This window comes from Cyanobacteria bacterium GSL.Bin1 (assembly GCA_009909085.1).
Lineage (GTDB): Bacteria > Cyanobacteriota > Cyanobacteriia > Cyanobacteriales > Rubidibacteraceae > Halothece.
Window position 1 is genome coordinate 1 of sequence record JAAANX010000045.1, and the last position, 16,363, is coordinate 16,363.

Genomic DNA, 16,363 nt, shown 5'->3' on the forward strand with positions numbered 1-16,363 from the left:
GCGTTAACCGTGGCGTAAGAGACATAAACCTGATTCGGAGGGATTTTCTCCTATGAACCGAATTCCCGTAGTTTCCAAAGACGGGCAACCACTGATGCCAACCAAGCCCAGTCGGGCTCGTAAATGGGTAGAGTCAGGTCGTGCAGTTGGCAAGTGGAGCGATTTGGGCCTGTCCTACGTTCAGTTGCTTCAAGAACCATCAGGAACTGAAACTCAACCCGTCGTGGCGGGACTAGACCCTGGCAAATCTTATTCTGGGGTGGGGGTGCAGTCTGCAAAATGCACACTGCTCCAACTGCATCTGATTTTGCCATTTGGTAGAGTAAGAGCCAGAATGGATCAACGTCGTTTATTGCGTCGAGGTCGTCGTTCTCGACGTATCAATCGAGATGTTCCATTCAAGCTGCGAAATCATCGCCAAAAGCGGTTCAATAATCGCAGGGGGAACCAGCTAGCTCCCTCGATTCGGGCATCTCGGCAACTGGAAATTCGAGTGGTGAAGGAGATTGCCACCATTTACCCCATAACCGCCATTGGCTACGAGAAAGTAAGGGCTGATGTAGATCTGACCAGTGGGCGCAAGGGTGCGCGTTCTGGTAAGGGCTTTTCTCCCGTTATGATTGGACAAAAATTCTGTATTTCAGAACTAGAAAAGATTGCCCCTGTTGACGTGCGAGAAGGCTGGCAGAAAGACGGCAACGGCACTTCTCAGCTTCGTACTGCCTTGGGATTGGTGAAGGACAAGCAAAATAAGTCAGAAGCAAAGCCGGAAACGCACAGCGTTGACGGTGTTGCCTTGGCTTGCAGTTATTTCATTCAATTTCGGTGTTTTTACAGTTCTCGTGGTCACGGTAAAACTTGGAAGGGTAAGGTAACCATAACCAATTCCCAATTTCGTATCATTACTCGCCCTGGTGCAGTCAAGCGTGGCAAGGAGTATGGCGTATTTCGTCGCCAGCTTCACTTCGAGGTTCCAAGCAAAAACGGAGTTAGGAAGCGCAAAGGCGGAACCATTACCCCTTGGGGCTTTAGGGTGGGTGACTTAGTTCGTGCTAATAAAGGTAAAACCGAGTCGATCGGCTACATTGGCGGCTACAGCGAAGTCAATAAAGTTGTATCGCTGTATGACTGGCAATGGAAGCGAATCGGGCAGTTTTCAGTGTCAAAAACAACGTTAATCAGGAGGTCAAATGGTCTATGCGTAGCCTAAGAGGTTGTGAGTCTCAACGGCATCGAGCGGTATCGACTCACCCGCTTTCCTCCCCCACCTGTTCCGAGGTGGGGGAGTCCCACGGATCTTTTGTTGAAGATGGAGACAGAATCTTTCTCTGTTCTGATGGGGTTTGGGATTTAGTATCTGCAAATGAAATTGCCGAAATAGTTGAAACTCTTGCATCCCTACAATCAGGGGCTGACGCAATCATGGACTTAATTTTCCTTCCAGCGCGGTGCGAATGACAACGCCACACTTCTCGCCCTCCAATTCTCATCTCATCCCCTGCACTATTGCTGATGCGATGTAATAGTAAATAGATCATCCTAGGAGGTTCAGATGATACAAACTCCCACCAATCCCGAAACCCTATTGATTGAACTCCCCAGAACGATCGCGCTGCAAGTAACTTTAGAACAGTTTACCACCCTCGCCACGCTCAATCGTGACCTACAACTCGAAAGAACATCGCAAGGAGAATTAATTGTGAATCCGCCAACCGGTTGGGAAACAGGAAAACGCAACCGCAGTCTGACCGGACAACTGGATCGCTGGTATGAAAACCATGAACAGCTAGGGGAAGCCTTTGATTCTTCCACGGGCTTTATTTTACCCAACGGGGCGATTCGTTCTCCCGATGCGTCTTGGGTCAGTCGAAGCCGTTGGGAAGCCCTAACGCCAGAAGATAAAACAACCTTTCCTAAAATTTGCCCTGATTTTGTGGTTGAATTACGGTCTTTAAGTGATCTTCTGCGCCCCATACAAGACAAAATGAAAGAATATTTAGACAATGGTGCAAGATTAGGGTGGCTAATTGATCCGCAATAGCAACGAGTGGAAATTTATCGTCAAGGGAAAAAAAAAGAAGTTTTAGAACATCCCACCGAATTATCCCGTGAAGATGTTTTACCTGGATTTCGTTTAAGTTTGAGTCGAATTTTAAATTGAAAGCGCGATCGCGCAGGAGGTCAAAATGCTACAAACTCCCACCACTCCCGAAAGCCAAACCCTATTGATTGAATTGCCCACCTCGATCTCGCTCTTCGTCACCCTAGAACAGTTTACGGCTTTAGCAGCAGCGAATCGAGATTTACGACTGGAAAGAACGTCTCAAGGAGAATTAATTGTGAATCCACCCGCAGGTTGGGAAACTGGAGAACAAAATGGGAAGATTGCTGGGGAACTATATCTATGGTGGCGCAATACAGGTGAAATTGGAAAAGTCTTTGATTCTTCCACAGGCTTCACCTTACCCAATGGCGCGATTCGTTCTCCCGATGCGTCTTGGGTCAGTCGAAACCGTTGGGAAGCCCTAACGCCAGAAGATAAAACAACCTTTCCTAAAATTTGTCCTGACTTTGTGGTGGAATTACGGTCTCGCAGCGATCAACTCAAACCCCTACAAGAGAAAATGCAAGAATATTTAGACAATGGTGCAAGATTAGGGTGGCTAATTGATCCGCAACAGCAACGAGTGGAAATTTATCGTCAAGGGAAAGAAAAAGAAGTTTTAGAACATCCCACCGAATTATCTGGTGAAGATGTTTTACCTGGATTTGTTTTAAGCTTGAGTCGAATTTTAAATTGAAAACGCAGAAAAAATGTCTATATTTGCCTTTCTAATTGACTTTTTTCCCATTTCCTTAAGTGGTTACCAATGTCCAAACTAAAATTGAGGAAGAAGGCGAGGGGTGGGATTTTAAGATAAACTTAAAGACCAAGCTCAAATCATTCGTTATGGAGTTATGACAGTCGTCAAAACAGCCACTGCTCATTTAGTCGAAGTGTTTTCGGCCATTCAAGGAGAAGGATTAAACGTCGGAACCCGACAAATTTTTATTCGGTTTGGCGGTTGTGACTTACGGTGTCAGTTTTGCGATAGTGCTCATACCTGGGATATAGACACGCAATGTCGCATTGAAAAAACTCCCGGTCAGCGAGATTTTGAAGTTTATCAAAATCCGGTAGAAGCCGAACAACTCCTCAGTTGGATTCATCAACAAGAGCAAGCTCATCTTCACGATAGTATTAGCTTAACGGGGGGAGAACCGCTCTTACACGCCAAATTTTTACAGCAGTTTTTGCCCAAATTAAAATCTTTAATTCCCTTACCGATTTACTTGGAAACCGGGGGACATCGACCGCAACAGTTATCCCTCATTCTTGATGATCTTGACAGCATCGGGATGGACATGAAGTTACCCAGTGTGAGCGGCGAAAAACGATGGGATGCCCATCGAGAATTTTTGCGACGTTGTTTTCCGGAAAAGGAAATTTTTATCAAGTTAATTGTTTCGGATCAAACGAGTTGGGAAGATTTAGACCAAGCGAGAACGATCATTACTGAAATTAGCCCTCAGATTCCTGTCATTTTGCAACCAGCAACGCCCATTGCCGGAGAAGCCATTCTGCCGCCAACGCCAGAACAAGTGCTCGCTTGGCAGGGGTCCTTGAAAGAGGCTTTATCCATGGTGCGAGTGATTCCCCAAACTCATAAAATGATCGGTCAACTTTAAGAATTCAAACATCCTCGTTAAAGATCAAAAAAATCGAGATTCTCTCAGCGAAAATCTCGATTCATGGCTAGAAATTCCTAAGAACTTAGCGTTGTAAGTTTTTACGTTTGGCTTGACTTCTAGAAGCTCTCGGTGCCCGTTGACGGGATTCTGGTTCCGGTTCTGGGGCTTCTGCCTTCCCTTTCGGATCCGTTTGCATTTTGGCTTTTGCTTTCGATGCGCTCCGGCGAAGGGCTTGCAGGCGAGTTTCGTAAGTTTTACGATTACGGCGATTGGGGGTTTGCTCGATTAAGGTTTTCAGAGCACTGCCTAGGCTTTTATAGGCATTGGGAACACTATACCCAAAACGAGTCGCCAGCGCGATCGCTTTTTCATCCGCATCAATTAGGGCTTGCGTTGTTTTTTCGCCATTATTTTTTTGCCAGAGTCGATAGCCAGAAACACCACACAAACCGAGCGCTAAGATAAGGAGTAAACCATCTTGCACCCAAAGCTCACCCACGGCACCCCCTAGACCAATGGCAAGGGCTGCCATTTCCCATCCTTCCTTCGGGATAGTATCATTTTGAATGCGAGCAACTTCGTGCCAAAACATTAAATTACGTTGGTCTAGAGAAAGATTCTCCCATTTGCCAAGGTCAATTTGAATTTCCACCTCATCCCGACCAATTTCTTCGCTGCGAATAATGGGGGGATTCACTTCTGTCGTTGCCTCAACGATAACCCAGCTTTGCAACTCAGGCGGTAGCAAGGTTTTTAAACGTCGTAATTCGTTCATTTCGGCTCTGGCAGAAGCAGTGGCAAAAGATGTCATGTCAACCTCCTTGACGAGAAACCGAGTCTTTAATCTCGGCTTTTTGTTATGATTAATGTGCTGGTTATCGGCTATCTATCCCCACAATGTTGCTTAAGGGACTATAGTTCTACCATCCCTAATATACAATAGGGTACGCCAATTGCGCACCCTATCAACTGTCCTCATGATCTAATCTAATCGCTGCAGAAACTTAAGATTAATTCATACGGCTTTGAATCGTTTCTGCTAAGCCTTCTGGAATGAGCACTTGATTAACTGCATGAATGACGCCATTGCTGGCTTCAACATCAGCTTGAATGACACTGGCATTATTCACAATGACCTGATTGCTAGAGACAGAAATTGCAAGACCACCCCCAAGCGCTTCCACTGTACCCGTTTTCAGTTGATCTGAAGTGACATCTCCCGAAACGACGTGATAAGTTAAGACATCGGCTAATAGGTCTTTATTCTCGGGTTGTAAGAGAAATTCAACCAAATCCTCCGGAAGCTTGGCAAAAGCGGCGTTGGTTGGAGCAAAAATAGTGAAGGGTCCTTCTCCTTGTAAGGTTTCCACGAGATCAGCTGCTTGCACGGCTTGGACTAAAGTGCTGAAATTATCATTGTTGCTAGCAATAGTAATAATATCCTTACTTTCCTCTACTTGAGCTGATTCACTCTGTTCCTGAGAAGAAGTATTTTCCATACGGCTTTGAATCGTTTCTGCTAGCCCTTCTGGAATGAGCACTTGATTAACCGCATGAATAACGCCATTACTGGCTTCAACATCAGCTTGAATAACGTTAGCATCGTTGACACTAACACTCTCTTCAGAAACATCAATCATCAGCTCACCATTGAGCGCTTCCACCGTACCCGTTTCCAGTTGATCGGAGGTGACATTACCCGAAACCACATGATAGGTTAAGAGATCGGTTAATAGGTCTTTATTTTCGGGTTGCAAGAGAAATTCCACTAGACCATCGGGAAGCTGCGCAAAGGCTTCGTTAGTTGGAGCAAAAACAGTAAAGGGTCCTTCTCCTTGTAAAGTTTCTACAAGATCCGCTGCTTGCACCGCTTGGACTAAAGTGCTGAAGTTCTCATTATTGCTGGCAATGCTAACAATATTTTCTTCAGCTTGCGCCAGTTGGATTTGTTGGGAAGAATTTGCATTCCTCTGGCTTGAAGAAGAAAGCGTTTCGGCATTAACAGTTGTACTAATTCCTAAGGTCAATAATAGGCTGAGCGTCAAGGGTTGCCAAGGTGAAACTTTGTTAGTCATTTCCTGAATATGAAGTATTGTAAATAACTTTAAAATCAGGTTAACCTTTATCCTCAAAAAATAACTATACCGAAAGCATTATTTATCGCTTTCACTCTGATTAATTTTTTGTTGATCGCGATAAACCTGAGAAGAAAATTCTGCTCGATTACTTTCGTCTCTGTGCTTAGCTCGATCGCGCCAATGAGCTAATGTGATTATAATCAAAGTTAACACTGTGATAGGAATAACAAACCACAACATAACGGCATTAAAAATCGGTAAACTTTCTTGTTCCATTGATTTGAGAAACAGAAAGAGCGTATAAACAATGTAATAGAGCCAAAAGAAAATACCTTCCCAACGAGAAATTAAATTATCCGTAAAGAAAATAGGGAGGCACGCGATCGCGACAGCAATCATAATTGGAATATCTAAATTAATTGCCGCTGCAGAAATTTCCACGCCAGAGGGGGCAAAAATTCCCGCTGTTCCTAACACAATTAAAATATTAAAAATATTACTCCCAACCACATTTCCCACCGCAATATCCGTTTCGCCCTTCAGACTCGCTGTAATCGAAGTGGCTAACTCAGGTAGAGAAGTTCCTAAGGCAACAACGGTTAAACCAATGACAAGTTCACTGACTCCTAGGGCCGAGGCAATTGTGGTTGCACCAAAGACTAGCCAATCTGACCCCCACACAATCATGATAAAACCAATGATAAATAATCCTAAATTCACCAACCATTCTCGTAGGGATTTTTCTTGAGGAATGACATCAAATTCTTCAGTTAATTCTTCAGCGGATTCTTCTGGTGATGAATGATTACGCCGACTTTGGATTAAGAGATAGGTTGTATAGAAAATTCCTCCAACTAATAATAACAAACCATCCAGCTTGCCCAATTCACGATCTAAACTAAAAAATAAAAATAAAATGGAAATTCCAATCATAATTGGAACATCCATACGCACTAATTTTTGGGAAACTCTGAGTGGTGTAATGGTTGCAGCAAGCCCTAAAATTAATAAAATATTAGTGATGTTGCTACCAATAACATTGCCGACTGAAATTCCCGATTGTTCGGTAAAATTAGCTTTAATACTAACGGCTAATTCCGGAGAACTGGTTCCAAAAGCAACAACAGTTAGCCCAACAACAAGAGGAGAAATGCCAGCTAACGTTGCCAATTTACCAGCACCTTGGACTAAATAATCCGCTCCCTTAACTAACAGTGCTAAGCCGGCAATGAATTTGATTAAAATAATCGTCATATAGTAAGTAACCAGTAACTAATAATGATTTTAACGTTACTGAAGAGCACGAATGGCTTCTAGTAATGCTTTGGCTTTATTGAGTGTTTCTTCATATTCTTTTTGTGGAATCGAGTCTGCCACGACGCCTGCCCCCGCTTGCACGGAAACTTGATGCATTTGATCAGTTTTAGGGCGGACAATCATCGTGCGAATCGCGATCGCGCTGTTGAGTTGTCCTTCAAAATCGTAATAGCCATATACCCCAGAATAGGGACCGCGGCGATGGGGTTCTAATTCGGCAATGATTTCCATAGCCCGGATTTTGGGCGCACCACTGACCGTTCCCGCCGGGAAAGTTGCTTTCAAGACTTCCCAAGCACTTTGCTGATCGGCAACTTCGCCAATGACGTTACTAACAATGTGCATCACATGAGAATAGCGCTCAATAGTCATCAGCTGATCCACCGTTACACTGCCTTTCTTGCAAACCCGCCCCAAATCATTGCGTCCCAAATCCACCAACATAATATGTTCAGCGAGTTCCTTCCGGTCTTGCAGTAAATCTTCCGCCAGGGCTGTATCTTCGGCAACGGTTTTTCCGCGTTTACGAGTGCCGGCAATCGGTCGCAGCGTTGCTTGTTGTTGGTGATCCGAGGTGACTTCCACTTTCACCATAATCTCGGGCGATGACCCAATCAGCTGCCAATTCCCAAACTGGTAATACGCCATGTAAGGGGAAGGATTAATAATCCGCAGGGAACGATAGAGATTAAACGGGTGTCCGGTGTAAGTGGTATTTAAGCGTTGCGATAGAACCACTTGAAAGATATCGCCGGCGTGGATATACTGCTTGGCTTTTTCAACACTGCGTTCAAAATCGGCTTCGGTGGTAGTGCTTTCATAGGTAGAGTCATCGGTTGCCGGAGATTTTGTCAGAGAAACTGTCGTTGCCAGGTTGGGCAAGGGAGATTGCAATTTACTGACTAACTTAGAAACGCGATCGCGCGCTTGTTCGTAAGCGATTTTCAAATCCGTTTCGTCTCGCAGATCCGCATAAGCAATGGCAAAAATTTTTCGCTTCACCTGGTCAAACACCAGTAACTGATCCACTTGCATCCACACCCCATCCGGTAAATCATCTTTTTGGGGGTCATGAATGGGAACTCGCGGTTCAATCCAATTGATGAGTTCATATCCCCACATGCCAAACAAACCACCAATTCCCGGCGGAAGGTTGTCGAGTTGAACCGGATGAATGGAAGCAAGACACTCTTTTAAGACCGTAAAGGGATTCCCCTGATAAACCGTTTCTTTCCCAGCGCGATCAACTTGTTTGGTAGTTTCTCCCCGATTTTCTAAAACCCACATTGGGTCACAGCCTAAAAAACTGTAGCGTCCGAGGTTTTCTCCCCCTTCTACTGACTCTAAGAGAAAACTATAGGGTTGTCCTGCGCAAACTTTAAACCAAGCCGAAACCGGTGTCTCTAGATCAGCTGTGCATTCTTGGTAAACCGGGATAAAGTTACCTTCACTGGCAAGTTCGCAAAACTGGGAAAATTCGATCATTGATCTTTTTATTTATTCTTACTGCTTTGTTATTTATGTGAGCGATCAACCCCTAATGACCAATGACTAATGACTAATGACCAAGAATTAACATCGCATCGCCAAAAGAATAAAAACGATACTGATGCGCGATCGCGTCTTCATACAACGATAATAACCGTTGACGTCCAATAAACGCACTCACCAACATCAATAAACTCGAACGCGGTAAATGAAAGTTGGTAATCAAACCATCTACCACTTGTAACTCATAACCCGGATAGATAAATAAATCCGTTTTGCCACAAAACGCATCGAGACTGCCCTGGGCAGCCACTGCCCCTTCTAAAGCGCGCACCACCGTTGTTCCTACTGCAATTACCCGTCCACCTTGCGCTTTCGTTACCTTAATTTTCTCGACTGTTGCTGGGGGAACATTAATCCATTCTTGGTGCATCTGATGATCCGTAATCGTTTCGGTTTCCACAGGGCGAAACGTTCCCACTCCCACATGAAGCGTCACTTCGGTTTGGGCAATTCCCTTCTGTGCTAACGTCGCTAATAACTCATCGGTAAAATGTAAGCCAGCAGTGGGTGCCGCGATCGCGCCTTGTTCTTGGGCATAAACCGTCTGATATTGTTCGGGTTGGGCTTGGCGAGAAGTCACATAAGGGGGAAAAGGAATCTCTCCATAGTCGTCTAAAACGCTAATTAACGAGGTTTGTGCTGGTCGATCAAACTGTAAGAACCGTCCACCGGTTGCCTCATCTTTTGCCATAACAGTGGCTTCCAAAATTGGTTTTTGTTTTCCTTGACGGGAAAAAAATTGAATCTTGGCCCCGATTGGCAAGCGTTTTCCGGGCTTAACCAAGGCTAACCAGCAATTGGGATTGGTTTCTTCTAACAGCAACACTTCCACTGCTGCACCGGTGGTTTTGTGCCCATACATTCGCGCTGGAATCACTTTTGTATTGTTAACCACTAATAAATCCCCAGCTTGTAGCCACTGGGGGAGATCATAAAAACGTTGGTGATAATGAGTCGTGGGGGAATCGGCCACCAACAAGCGGGAATGATCGCGAGGGGTAACAGGCGTTTGGGCAATATAATTTTCTGGGAGTTGGTAATCGTAACTACTCAGTTTTTGGTCTAAGGGGGAAGAATCAACTTTCATCATTCCTGATTAAAACAACATTATTACGAACCTGGTATGGACAATTTACAAAAAATCCATGCAGTTTAGCCAAAATCGACGGTTATCTCTTATCGTCAATGTATAAATTGGGGGATCTTCCCCTAGTAAGAGACTCAGTCACTCTGGGAAACTAAAGATAGCGCAGACCGATGGGATCGCGCGATGGAGGTTTTTCCAAAAATGAAGTATATCTATTTTCTTGCTAATGCCAGTTTAACGCTCAGACTGATTGACCATCTTTGCGGAAATTCAGAACTTCCGACAAGCATCGTGACTGTAATTCACCGCATTGATGGTTGGCTGGTTAAAATTCACTTTCAGCAATCCCTCACCTCAGATCAACATGGTGATTTCCAAGCTTACCTCAATGAAATTGGCATTCCCTACGAGCCAGAAATTCGTTTGCAAATGGCACTGTGGAGTTTAGAAGTGGGACAACCAATGGTTGATGTCATGCGTCGCTATCAGTTGGCAATTGTTTCCCATGGTCAGCCAAATTATAGTGATATTGAAGCGTTTCGCGAACAATTCACGAAAGGACTGGGATATTGCCCAGAAACGCTCGCTTGATTAAAATTGCCTAAAATTAATCATTATTACTCAATAATTTAATGGTGGTAATCTTTTCCTGACCCATATTGCCACCCTTCAATTAATCGGTGCAAACGGTATTGTTGTTCAGGAGAAAGGTTTTTGAGTGCGGGGAGCAACGGTTGGCTGATTTCTGCTAAACCACTGTATAGACCGAGATTAATATAGTGAACTAACCAATCCAAGAGGGGAGAAATACCCACTTGTGGAATAACGGGGAACACAATATCCGGTCGCCTAAAAGCGGTGAGGGCTAAGGCTTGAGTCAAAGCGGGGAACTGGACGACATCTTGCAGAAACGGTTTGAGGACATCGTCTCCCAAGCGATTCATTGCAGTAAACACCCCACTTAAGAGCTCATTAATCTGATTTGGCGAAAGCTGTTGATCCACCCCAACACTCATGGTGCGTTGAAAAAGCCAAGTTACCGAAATATTAGGTTGATAAGGCTGTAACAATGCCAGATCTTGGCGAGACAAAGTATCAGCATTCAGGGCTTCGGTCACACCTTGGGTAAGGCGAGAAAGATGACGAATCATCGCCCCAAAACCGCCGAAACTGACTGGAGATTGAATGCCACTGCTATCGCCAATAGGAAGAATGCGTGACCACCGAACTCGTAAGGGACTATTTTTGTAAGCGGGAAAAAAGCCAAATAAAACCCGTTTGAAATCTAATTGTGACAGTTCTACTTGTTGATATTCGGGTAGTAAGCGGAAATATTCATCCATGAAAAATTCTAAACTCGGACGCGCGGGATCCGCATCTAAATAAGAGAATAAATAAGTAGTGCGTCCATCTTTAGCGGGAAAGGCTTCCCAAAAATATTGACATTGATTTTGAATGGGCGTAAAAGAAGCTAGTAAATCGCCAGTTTCATTATGGGGATAACCATCAGCGCAACTCCCGACAACAACACAAGTACCCTCAGGTTTTTCGCCGTTTCTCGCTTGTTTTACAATTGGAGAAAAGTGTCCCATTGCATCCACTAAAAGTCGGGTGGTTAGTGTGTTTTGATCCGTTTGAATCGCAACACCATTGGGATGAATTGTTGCTCCTTGAAAGGCTGTTTTTTCGAGTAATGTTCCCCCCTCATTGAGGAACTTATTTTTAAGCAAATCAAGCAGAATTACGGGGTCAACTCCAAGATTAAGAACGTCATTCACCCACAGCTCTATGCCTTGGTGAAAAGCAACTCGGGCCGGATTATAACCGGAAGTAATCGCGCTTTCTAATTCACTTTCTGTGAGTAATCCCAGCTCAACTAATACTAGTAATTCCTGACGGGAAATATTCCATTCCTGTTCCCGTCCCCGCAAAATCCCTCGTTCTAAAATGCCAACTTTAAATCCTCTTTGTTGTAATCCTGTTGCGAGTAAAATCCCGAGTGTACCTCCGCAGATAATGACATCAAATGTAGAGGAAGAAAGGACATCGTTACTGGTTTGAATCACTTGTGGGGGTGAACTGGTTTCGTGGCGAATGCCGTGCCAAATTTGGTCAGCTTTACGCAACCCCCCTAAAACATCACCGGGGAGTTGGGAAAGGATTTTTTCAGTGGGTTTCATGGTAGTATAGCCTTTCTAATTCAATTAAGAGCGGAAGTTTTTGGGTTCGTAAGACGATTATCAAGGTTGAGGCTAGACCTTGAACTCCAGCCGGACTATTTCATTCTCAAGGGATGCAAAAAATGTTACGCTTTCAGATTACTAAACCCTAATCATGCCCGCCAATCAACTGCTGGTGGTTCCACTTTTAACTCATTGGACAGCTTTTGTGTTGATTCTGCCATTGTTTGTAATCGCCGTAATTCAGCATCTTCCACTAGAGAACTATTCATGTCATGAACGTTTCCTTATTATTTCTAGTGTAGCCTTGAATGCGCGTTCAGTGCATTCCAGGGTAAGGGCAAGAAAAACGAATGAGAATTGGGATCCTATGATCAATGACATTGCATTTTTACTCCTCGTCCTGTAAAAATAACATCAACTGTGGACGTGGTGATGAGGAGAACGTGAGCAAAAAGCGGAAAAAACGTTGGCTTGGACTTGTCTTCGTGCTTGCAATTGCTGGTTGGGGTGGGTATAAGCAATTGCAGCAGTGGTTCGTTCGTCCAGAAGCGATGTTAGTCTTAGGCGGGGCGGAAGAAAGGGAACGATATGCAGCAAAATTTGCCAAACAATATCCCAGTCTACCAATTTGGGTCTCTTCAGGAAGCCCCCGCTGGTATGTAGAAAAGATTTTTCAAAAAGAGGGAATTGCGCGCGATCGCGTTCATTTAGATTATCGCGCGCAAGATACGGTGACCAATTTCACGACGCTCGTGGATGAGTTGAAAGCACACGGGATTGATAGTGTCTATCTGGTGACCTCAGAAAATCATATGCGACGGGCGCGAGTGGTGGGAGAAATTGTGTTTGGGAGCCGCGGAATTATCCTGAAACCGATGGCAGTACCAACTGAGTTTCCCTCGGAATCTTGGCAAAAAGCCTTGCGAGATGGCTGTCGGGCAGTGCTGTGGGTCGCCACCGGCTATACCGGAGCTAGTCTGAGTGATTCGGATCAATTGCTGCGTCAGTGGAATCTACCGGAAGTTCTTGCACCAAAACATAAGGCTGAACAATCAGAGTATTAAACGCTTTATTGGGTTGAGCATTCCATAAAGAGAGTTGGTTGGCAGAGGGTTTTTTTAAGAGTTCTTTTTGAATCCACTGTTGCACTGTCTCTGTTTCATCATGCGCGATCGCGCTTCCCACTTCCACAATATCTAAACTGGGAGAAACAATAATCAAAGCATCCCGTTTCGCGTGAGGTTGCAACGATTCCCAATTTGCTGGTTCTAAACTTTCTGCAAGGGCAGTTCTGATGTCTCTTGTCATGAGTCACTGGTCATTTGTTGTTCAGATCTGCTAATCAAGAACAAAGGACAATCTTAATTTTCAATTGCCAAGGATTACTTGTCAATTATTAATTCGCCATGATTCATGGTTAACTGATGGTCAGCTTCCAAATATTCTAAGAACGTGCGCGCCACAACCGAGGGTTGTTTCCCTGCTGGATAAATGGCATACCAATTGCGTTGAATGGGTAAATCTTCTACATCCAAAATGGCAAATAAACCGGTATCTTTCTCCAAAGTTAGAGTATGTTGAGATAAAACAGAAATGCCTAATCCACCGAGAATCGCTTGTTTGATCGCCTCGTTACTGCCTAATTCGAGGCGCACTTTTAAATCCCTTTGATGTTTATGAAAAAGTTCTTCTAAGGCTTGACGGGTTCCTGAACCGGGTTCCCGCATGATAAAGGGTTCTTCGGCGAGACGGGCAAAGGGAATATTGGTTTCTTGGGCTAAGGGGTGATCCGAGGGCGCGATCGCGACGAGGGGATTTTCTAAAATGCGATGGGCGGTCACATCAACGGTGGCAGGAAGTTGACTGAGAATATAAAAATCGTCTTCATTATCCGTAAGATACTGTAAAATACGTTCATGGTTGGTAAAACGTAACGAGAGTTCAACGCCGGGATATTGCTGACAAAAAGGACCAATAATGCGCGGTAAAAAGTATTTGGTGGTGGAAACGGCACTCAAGTTCAGTTGCCCTTGTTTCAACCCCTTCATGTTCGCGATCGCGCTTTCAAATTCCCCTAACTCGGTAAAGATGCGCTGACAACTTTCATATAAAATTTCTCCCGCTTGCGTTAAATACAATCGTTTCCCAATCTGTTCAAATAAAGGCAGTCCGACGGCTTTAGTCAGTTGCTTCATCTGCATGGACACCGTTGGCTGCGTCAAAAATAATTCTTCGGCTGCTTTGGTAAAACTGAGATGTTTGGCTGCAACCACAAAGACGCGCAGTTGATGGAGAGTCGCGTTTTTCATTATAGAATTATCGCTATCGTTTATATACCAATTATCAATTTTACATTATATGTTATTTCACATAGTATGATCATAAAATCGGTTATGATAGCAGTTTTAAAACATGAGTAATGTTCTCAATACGAGCTGGCTAATTCCTTGCTATCCCTTATTGGGAATGGGATTAAGCATTTTTTGGTCGCCGGGGATTTCCCGTCGCACCGGACCAAGACCGGCGGGATATCTCAACGCGTTAATGACGTTACTTGCCCTCTTACATAGTATTTTGGCGTTTGCAGCCATGCAAAATCAAGCGCCTCAATACTTTAGTGTCAGTTGGCTGGATGCTGCCAGCCTACAAATCGACTTTGAGTGGTCAGTTTCTTTAACCAAGCTGGTGGCGCTGATGGTTGTAACCGGCTTAAACCTCCTGGCCCAAATTTATGCGATTGCCTACCTAGAAATGGATTGGGGATGGGCCCGCTTTTATTCCCTACTTGCCTTCTTTGAAGCCGGAATTTGTACACTGATTCTGACGAATTCTCTATTTTTCAGCTATGTCATGCTGGAAATTCTCACCCTCGGCACCTATCTTCTCATTGGTTATTGGTTCAACCAGTCTTTGGTGGTCACTGGGGCACGCGATGCCTTCCTCACCAAGCGGGTGGGAGACTTGTTTGTCCTGATGGCAGTGGTTGCCCTTTATCCCCTCGCGGGAACCTGGAACTATCAAGAACTCACCATTTGGGCAGAAACTGCCGATTTAAGCCCAACCGTAGCGATATTACTAAGTTTAGCCTTACTGGCGGGACCGGTGGGAAAATGCGCTCAATTCCCGTTACACCTCTGGCTGGATGAAGCAATGGAAGGTCCCTTACCCTCAACCATTCTTCGTAATGGCGTGGTTGTTTGTACGGGGGCTTGGGTTTTAATTTTAGTGCAGCCTCTAATTGCTATTTCTCCGGTTGGGGTTGCTACAACTCTTGCCATTGGGTCAATCACAGCGATTGGCGGCAGTTTAATCGCGATCGCGCAAACCGATATTAAACGGATTTTATCTTATGGGGTGAGTGCCTTTCTCGGCTTAGTCTTTATTGCGGCGGGCATTGGCGAAACCCAAACGGCGTTAATTTTACTGTTGACTTACTCCCTGGCGATGGCGCTATTGGTGATGGCAATCGGGAATATTGTTCTGAGCAATATTACTCAAGATGTCACGCTTCTCGGCGGTCTCTGGTCTCGTCGTCCCATTAGCGGGTTATCCTACTTAGTGGGCGTTGCTGGCTTGCTTGCCCTGCCTCCTTTAGGCGGTTTTTGGTCATTGTCGTCTCTCCTGGATTCTCTGTGGACAATGCAGCCCGTCTTAGCTGGGATTGTGTTAGTTACTAACGGGTTACTCGCATTTAGTTTATTGCGGTTATTCTGTTTGGTCTTTGCTGGCGATGTTAAACAAATGACGGTTCGTTCTCCAGAAGGATTGTGGATTATGGTCTTTCCAACGGTGATTGGCGCAGGAATAACATTGCATCTTCCGCTTTTAATGGCGAATGGTCAACTCCTCCCCTCCTGGGAAACCATCAATTGGGTACCGGTTTTGACTTTAATTGCGTCTAGTATCGTTGGTATGGTGGGCGCAATTGTTGTGTATGGCAATCAAACCCCGCAGTTGGCGTTTATTCCCCAAAGCATTAAAAATTTCTTTGCTTACGACTGTTATACCGTCAAGGTGTATCAAGCGAGCGTCGTGTTTTTTGTGAATATTATTTCCCAAGTGATTGCTTGGGTGGACAAATATATCGTGGATGGGATTGTCAACTTAATTGGCTTTTTCACCATGTTGAGTGGTCAAGGCTTGAAATATAACAACTCTGGTGCTACCCAATTTTATATGCTTTCGATTGTGGGCGGTGTTGCTCTGTTTGGGGCGATTGTTTGTTTACCTTTAATTCAGTAACTGCTTCAATGACCCCCACCTACTTCGTGAGGTGGGGGATTGGGGAGAGATCACCTCCCCGTAGCTGCGAATAGAGCCATGAGCGGTTAGCGAGTAAACACTTCCAGATGTTTCTCTAGTTTGGATTAGATGTAAGAGGGCGGAATCTCGCCCAACTGGGTTAGTCCAGGACA

At 44.7% G+C, this 16,363-nt stretch carries 14 protein-coding genes and 1 pseudogene; 7 read left to right on the top strand and 8 right to left on the bottom strand.

Annotated elements, in window-relative coordinates; genetic code table 11:
- Positions 1 to 52 precede the first annotated feature (52 nt).
- From GVY04_04515 to GVY04_04530, 4 genes and pseudogenes are all read left to right on the top strand, one after another.
- Positions 53 to 1,210 carry a hypothetical protein gene (locus tag GVY04_04515; protein ID NBD15418.1) on the top strand — a complete coding sequence of 386 codons (1,158 nt, stop codon included), beginning with the start codon at positions 53 to 55 and terminating at the stop codon, positions 1,208 to 1,210.
- A 342-nt stretch (positions 1,211 to 1,552) separates the two neighbouring features.
- Positions 1,553 to 2,161 (top strand): annotated as a pseudogene (locus GVY04_04520) (Uma2 family endonuclease).
- 25 nt (positions 2,162 to 2,186) lie between these two features.
- Complete coding sequence (locus GVY04_04525) at positions 2,187 to 2,801, top strand: Uma2 family endonuclease (protein ID NBD15419.1); 615 nt, start codon at positions 2,187 to 2,189, stop codon at positions 2,799 to 2,801.
- A 157-nt stretch (positions 2,802 to 2,958) separates the two neighbouring features.
- A complete protein-coding gene (locus GVY04_04530) occupies positions 2,959 to 3,729 on the top strand; it encodes a 4Fe-4S cluster-binding domain-containing protein (GenBank protein NBD15420.1) in 771 nt (256 codons plus the stop codon).
- A gap of 85 nt (positions 3,730 to 3,814) precedes the next feature.
- Here GVY04_04530 and GVY04_04535 read toward each other — a convergent pair whose 3' ends face one another.
- The 5 genes from GVY04_04535 to queA form a co-directional block, all read right to left on the bottom strand.
- On the bottom strand, positions 3,815 to 4,543 hold the full coding sequence (locus GVY04_04535; GenBank protein ID NBD15421.1) for a DUF3318 domain-containing protein: 729 nt from the start codon (positions 4,541 to 4,543) through the stop codon (positions 3,815 to 3,817).
- A gap of 199 nt (positions 4,544 to 4,742) precedes the next feature.
- Positions 4,743 to 5,807, bottom strand: a complete 1,065-nt coding sequence (locus tag GVY04_04540) for a fasciclin domain-containing protein (GenBank protein ID NBD15422.1) — start codon at positions 5,805 to 5,807, stop codon at positions 4,743 to 4,745.
- Between the two features lie 78 nt (positions 5,808 to 5,885).
- Positions 5,886 to 7,064, bottom strand: a complete 1,179-nt coding sequence (locus GVY04_04545; protein NBD15423.1) for a calcium/sodium antiporter — start codon at positions 7,062 to 7,064, stop codon at positions 5,886 to 5,888.
- A 36-nt stretch (positions 7,065 to 7,100) separates the two neighbouring features.
- A complete protein-coding gene (trpE, locus tag GVY04_04550; GenBank protein ID NBD15424.1) occupies positions 7,101 to 8,612 on the bottom strand; it encodes an anthranilate synthase component I in 1,512 nt (503 codons plus the stop codon).
- Between the two features lie 73 nt (positions 8,613 to 8,685).
- The gene (gene queA / locus GVY04_04555) at positions 8,686 to 9,765 is read right to left on the bottom strand and encodes a tRNA preQ1(34) S-adenosylmethionine ribosyltransferase-isomerase QueA (GenBank protein NBD15425.1); all 1,080 of its coding nucleotides are present in this window, start codon (positions 9,763 to 9,765) and stop codon (positions 8,686 to 8,688) included.
- Between the two features lie 201 nt (positions 9,766 to 9,966).
- Here queA and GVY04_04560 point away from each other — a divergent pair, with 201 nt between their 5' ends.
- On the top strand, positions 9,967 to 10,356 hold the full coding sequence (locus GVY04_04560) for a hypothetical protein (protein NBD15426.1): 390 nt from the start codon (positions 9,967 to 9,969) through the stop codon (positions 10,354 to 10,356).
- Between the two features lie 38 nt (positions 10,357 to 10,394).
- Here the strand turns inward: GVY04_04560 and GVY04_04565 are convergent, their stop codons facing one another.
- The gene (locus GVY04_04565; protein NBD15427.1) at positions 10,395 to 11,945 is read right to left on the bottom strand and encodes an FAD-binding oxidoreductase; all 1,551 of its coding nucleotides are present in this window, start codon (positions 11,943 to 11,945) and stop codon (positions 10,395 to 10,397) included.
- A 377-nt stretch (positions 11,946 to 12,322) separates the two neighbouring features.
- Here GVY04_04565 and GVY04_04570 point away from each other — a divergent pair, with 377 nt between their 5' ends.
- A complete protein-coding gene (locus GVY04_04570) occupies positions 12,323 to 13,012 on the top strand; it encodes a YdcF family protein (GenBank protein ID NBD15428.1) in 690 nt (229 codons plus the stop codon).
- Here the strand turns inward: GVY04_04570 and GVY04_04575 are convergent.
- Both GVY04_04575 and GVY04_04580 read right to left on the bottom strand, forming a co-directional pair.
- Positions 12,921 to 13,256 (bottom strand): DUF2288 family protein, encoded by a 336-nt coding sequence (locus GVY04_04575; protein ID NBD15429.1) that lies wholly within the window; start codon positions 13,254 to 13,256, stop codon positions 12,921 to 12,923. The genes GVY04_04570 and GVY04_04575 overlap by 92 nt on opposite strands.
- Before the next feature lie 74 nt (positions 13,257 to 13,330).
- On the bottom strand, positions 13,331 to 14,257 hold the full coding sequence (locus tag GVY04_04580; GenBank protein NBD15430.1) for a LysR family transcriptional regulator: 927 nt from the start codon (positions 14,255 to 14,257) through the stop codon (positions 13,331 to 13,333).
- Between the two features lie 103 nt (positions 14,258 to 14,360).
- Here GVY04_04580 and GVY04_04585 point away from each other — a divergent pair, with 103 nt between their 5' ends.
- Positions 14,361 to 16,190 carry an NAD(P)H-quinone oxidoreductase subunit F gene (locus tag GVY04_04585; GenBank protein ID NBD15431.1) on the top strand — a complete coding sequence of 610 codons (1,830 nt, stop codon included), beginning with the start codon at positions 14,361 to 14,363 and terminating at the stop codon, positions 16,188 to 16,190.
- Positions 16,191 to 16,363 lie beyond the last annotated feature (173 nt).

What these genes read in the sequence shown, in the direction of transcription:
- GVY04_04540 (NBD15422.1), bottom strand. Translation starts at nt 5,807, where the DNA reads ATGACTAACAAAGTTTCACCTTGGCAACCCTTGACGCTCAGCCTATTA.
- queA (NBD15425.1), bottom strand. Translation starts at nt 9,765, where the DNA reads ATGAAAGTTGATTCTTCCCCCTTAGACCAAAAACTGAGTAGTTACGAT.
- GVY04_04545 (NBD15423.1), bottom strand. Translation starts at nt 7,064, where the DNA reads ATGACGATTATTTTAATCAAATTCATTGCCGGCTTAGCACTGTTAGTT.
- GVY04_04525 (NBD15419.1), top strand. Translation starts at nt 2,187, where the DNA reads ATGCTACAAACTCCCACCACTCCCGAAAGCCAAACCCTATTGATTGAA.
- GVY04_04530 (NBD15420.1), top strand. Translation starts at nt 2,959, where the DNA reads ATGACAGTCGTCAAAACAGCCACTGCTCATTTAGTCGAAGTGTTTTCG.
- GVY04_04580 (NBD15430.1), bottom strand. Translation starts at nt 14,257, where the DNA reads ATGAAAAACGCGACTCTCCATCAACTGCGCGTCTTTGTGGTTGCAGCC.
- trpE (NBD15424.1), bottom strand. Translation starts at nt 8,612, where the DNA reads ATGATCGAATTTTCCCAGTTTTGCGAACTTGCCAGTGAAGGTAACTTT.
- GVY04_04535 (NBD15421.1), bottom strand. Translation starts at nt 4,543, where the DNA reads ATGACATCTTTTGCCACTGCTTCTGCCAGAGCCGAAATGAACGAATTA.
- GVY04_04565 (NBD15427.1), bottom strand. Translation starts at nt 11,945, where the DNA reads ATGAAACCCACTGAAAAAATCCTTTCCCAACTCCCCGGTGATGTTTTA.
- GVY04_04570 (NBD15428.1), top strand. Translation starts at nt 12,323, where the DNA reads ATGACATTGCATTTTTACTCCTCGTCCTGTAAAAATAACATCAACTGT.
- GVY04_04585 (NBD15431.1), top strand. Translation starts at nt 14,361, where the DNA reads ATGAGTAATGTTCTCAATACGAGCTGGCTAATTCCTTGCTATCCCTTA.
- GVY04_04515 (NBD15418.1), top strand. Translation starts at nt 53, where the DNA reads ATGAACCGAATTCCCGTAGTTTCCAAAGACGGGCAACCACTGATGCCA.
- GVY04_04575 (NBD15429.1), bottom strand. Translation starts at nt 13,256, where the DNA reads ATGACAAGAGACATCAGAACTGCCCTTGCAGAAAGTTTAGAACCAGCA.
- GVY04_04560 (NBD15426.1), top strand. Translation starts at nt 9,967, where the DNA reads ATGAAGTATATCTATTTTCTTGCTAATGCCAGTTTAACGCTCAGACTG.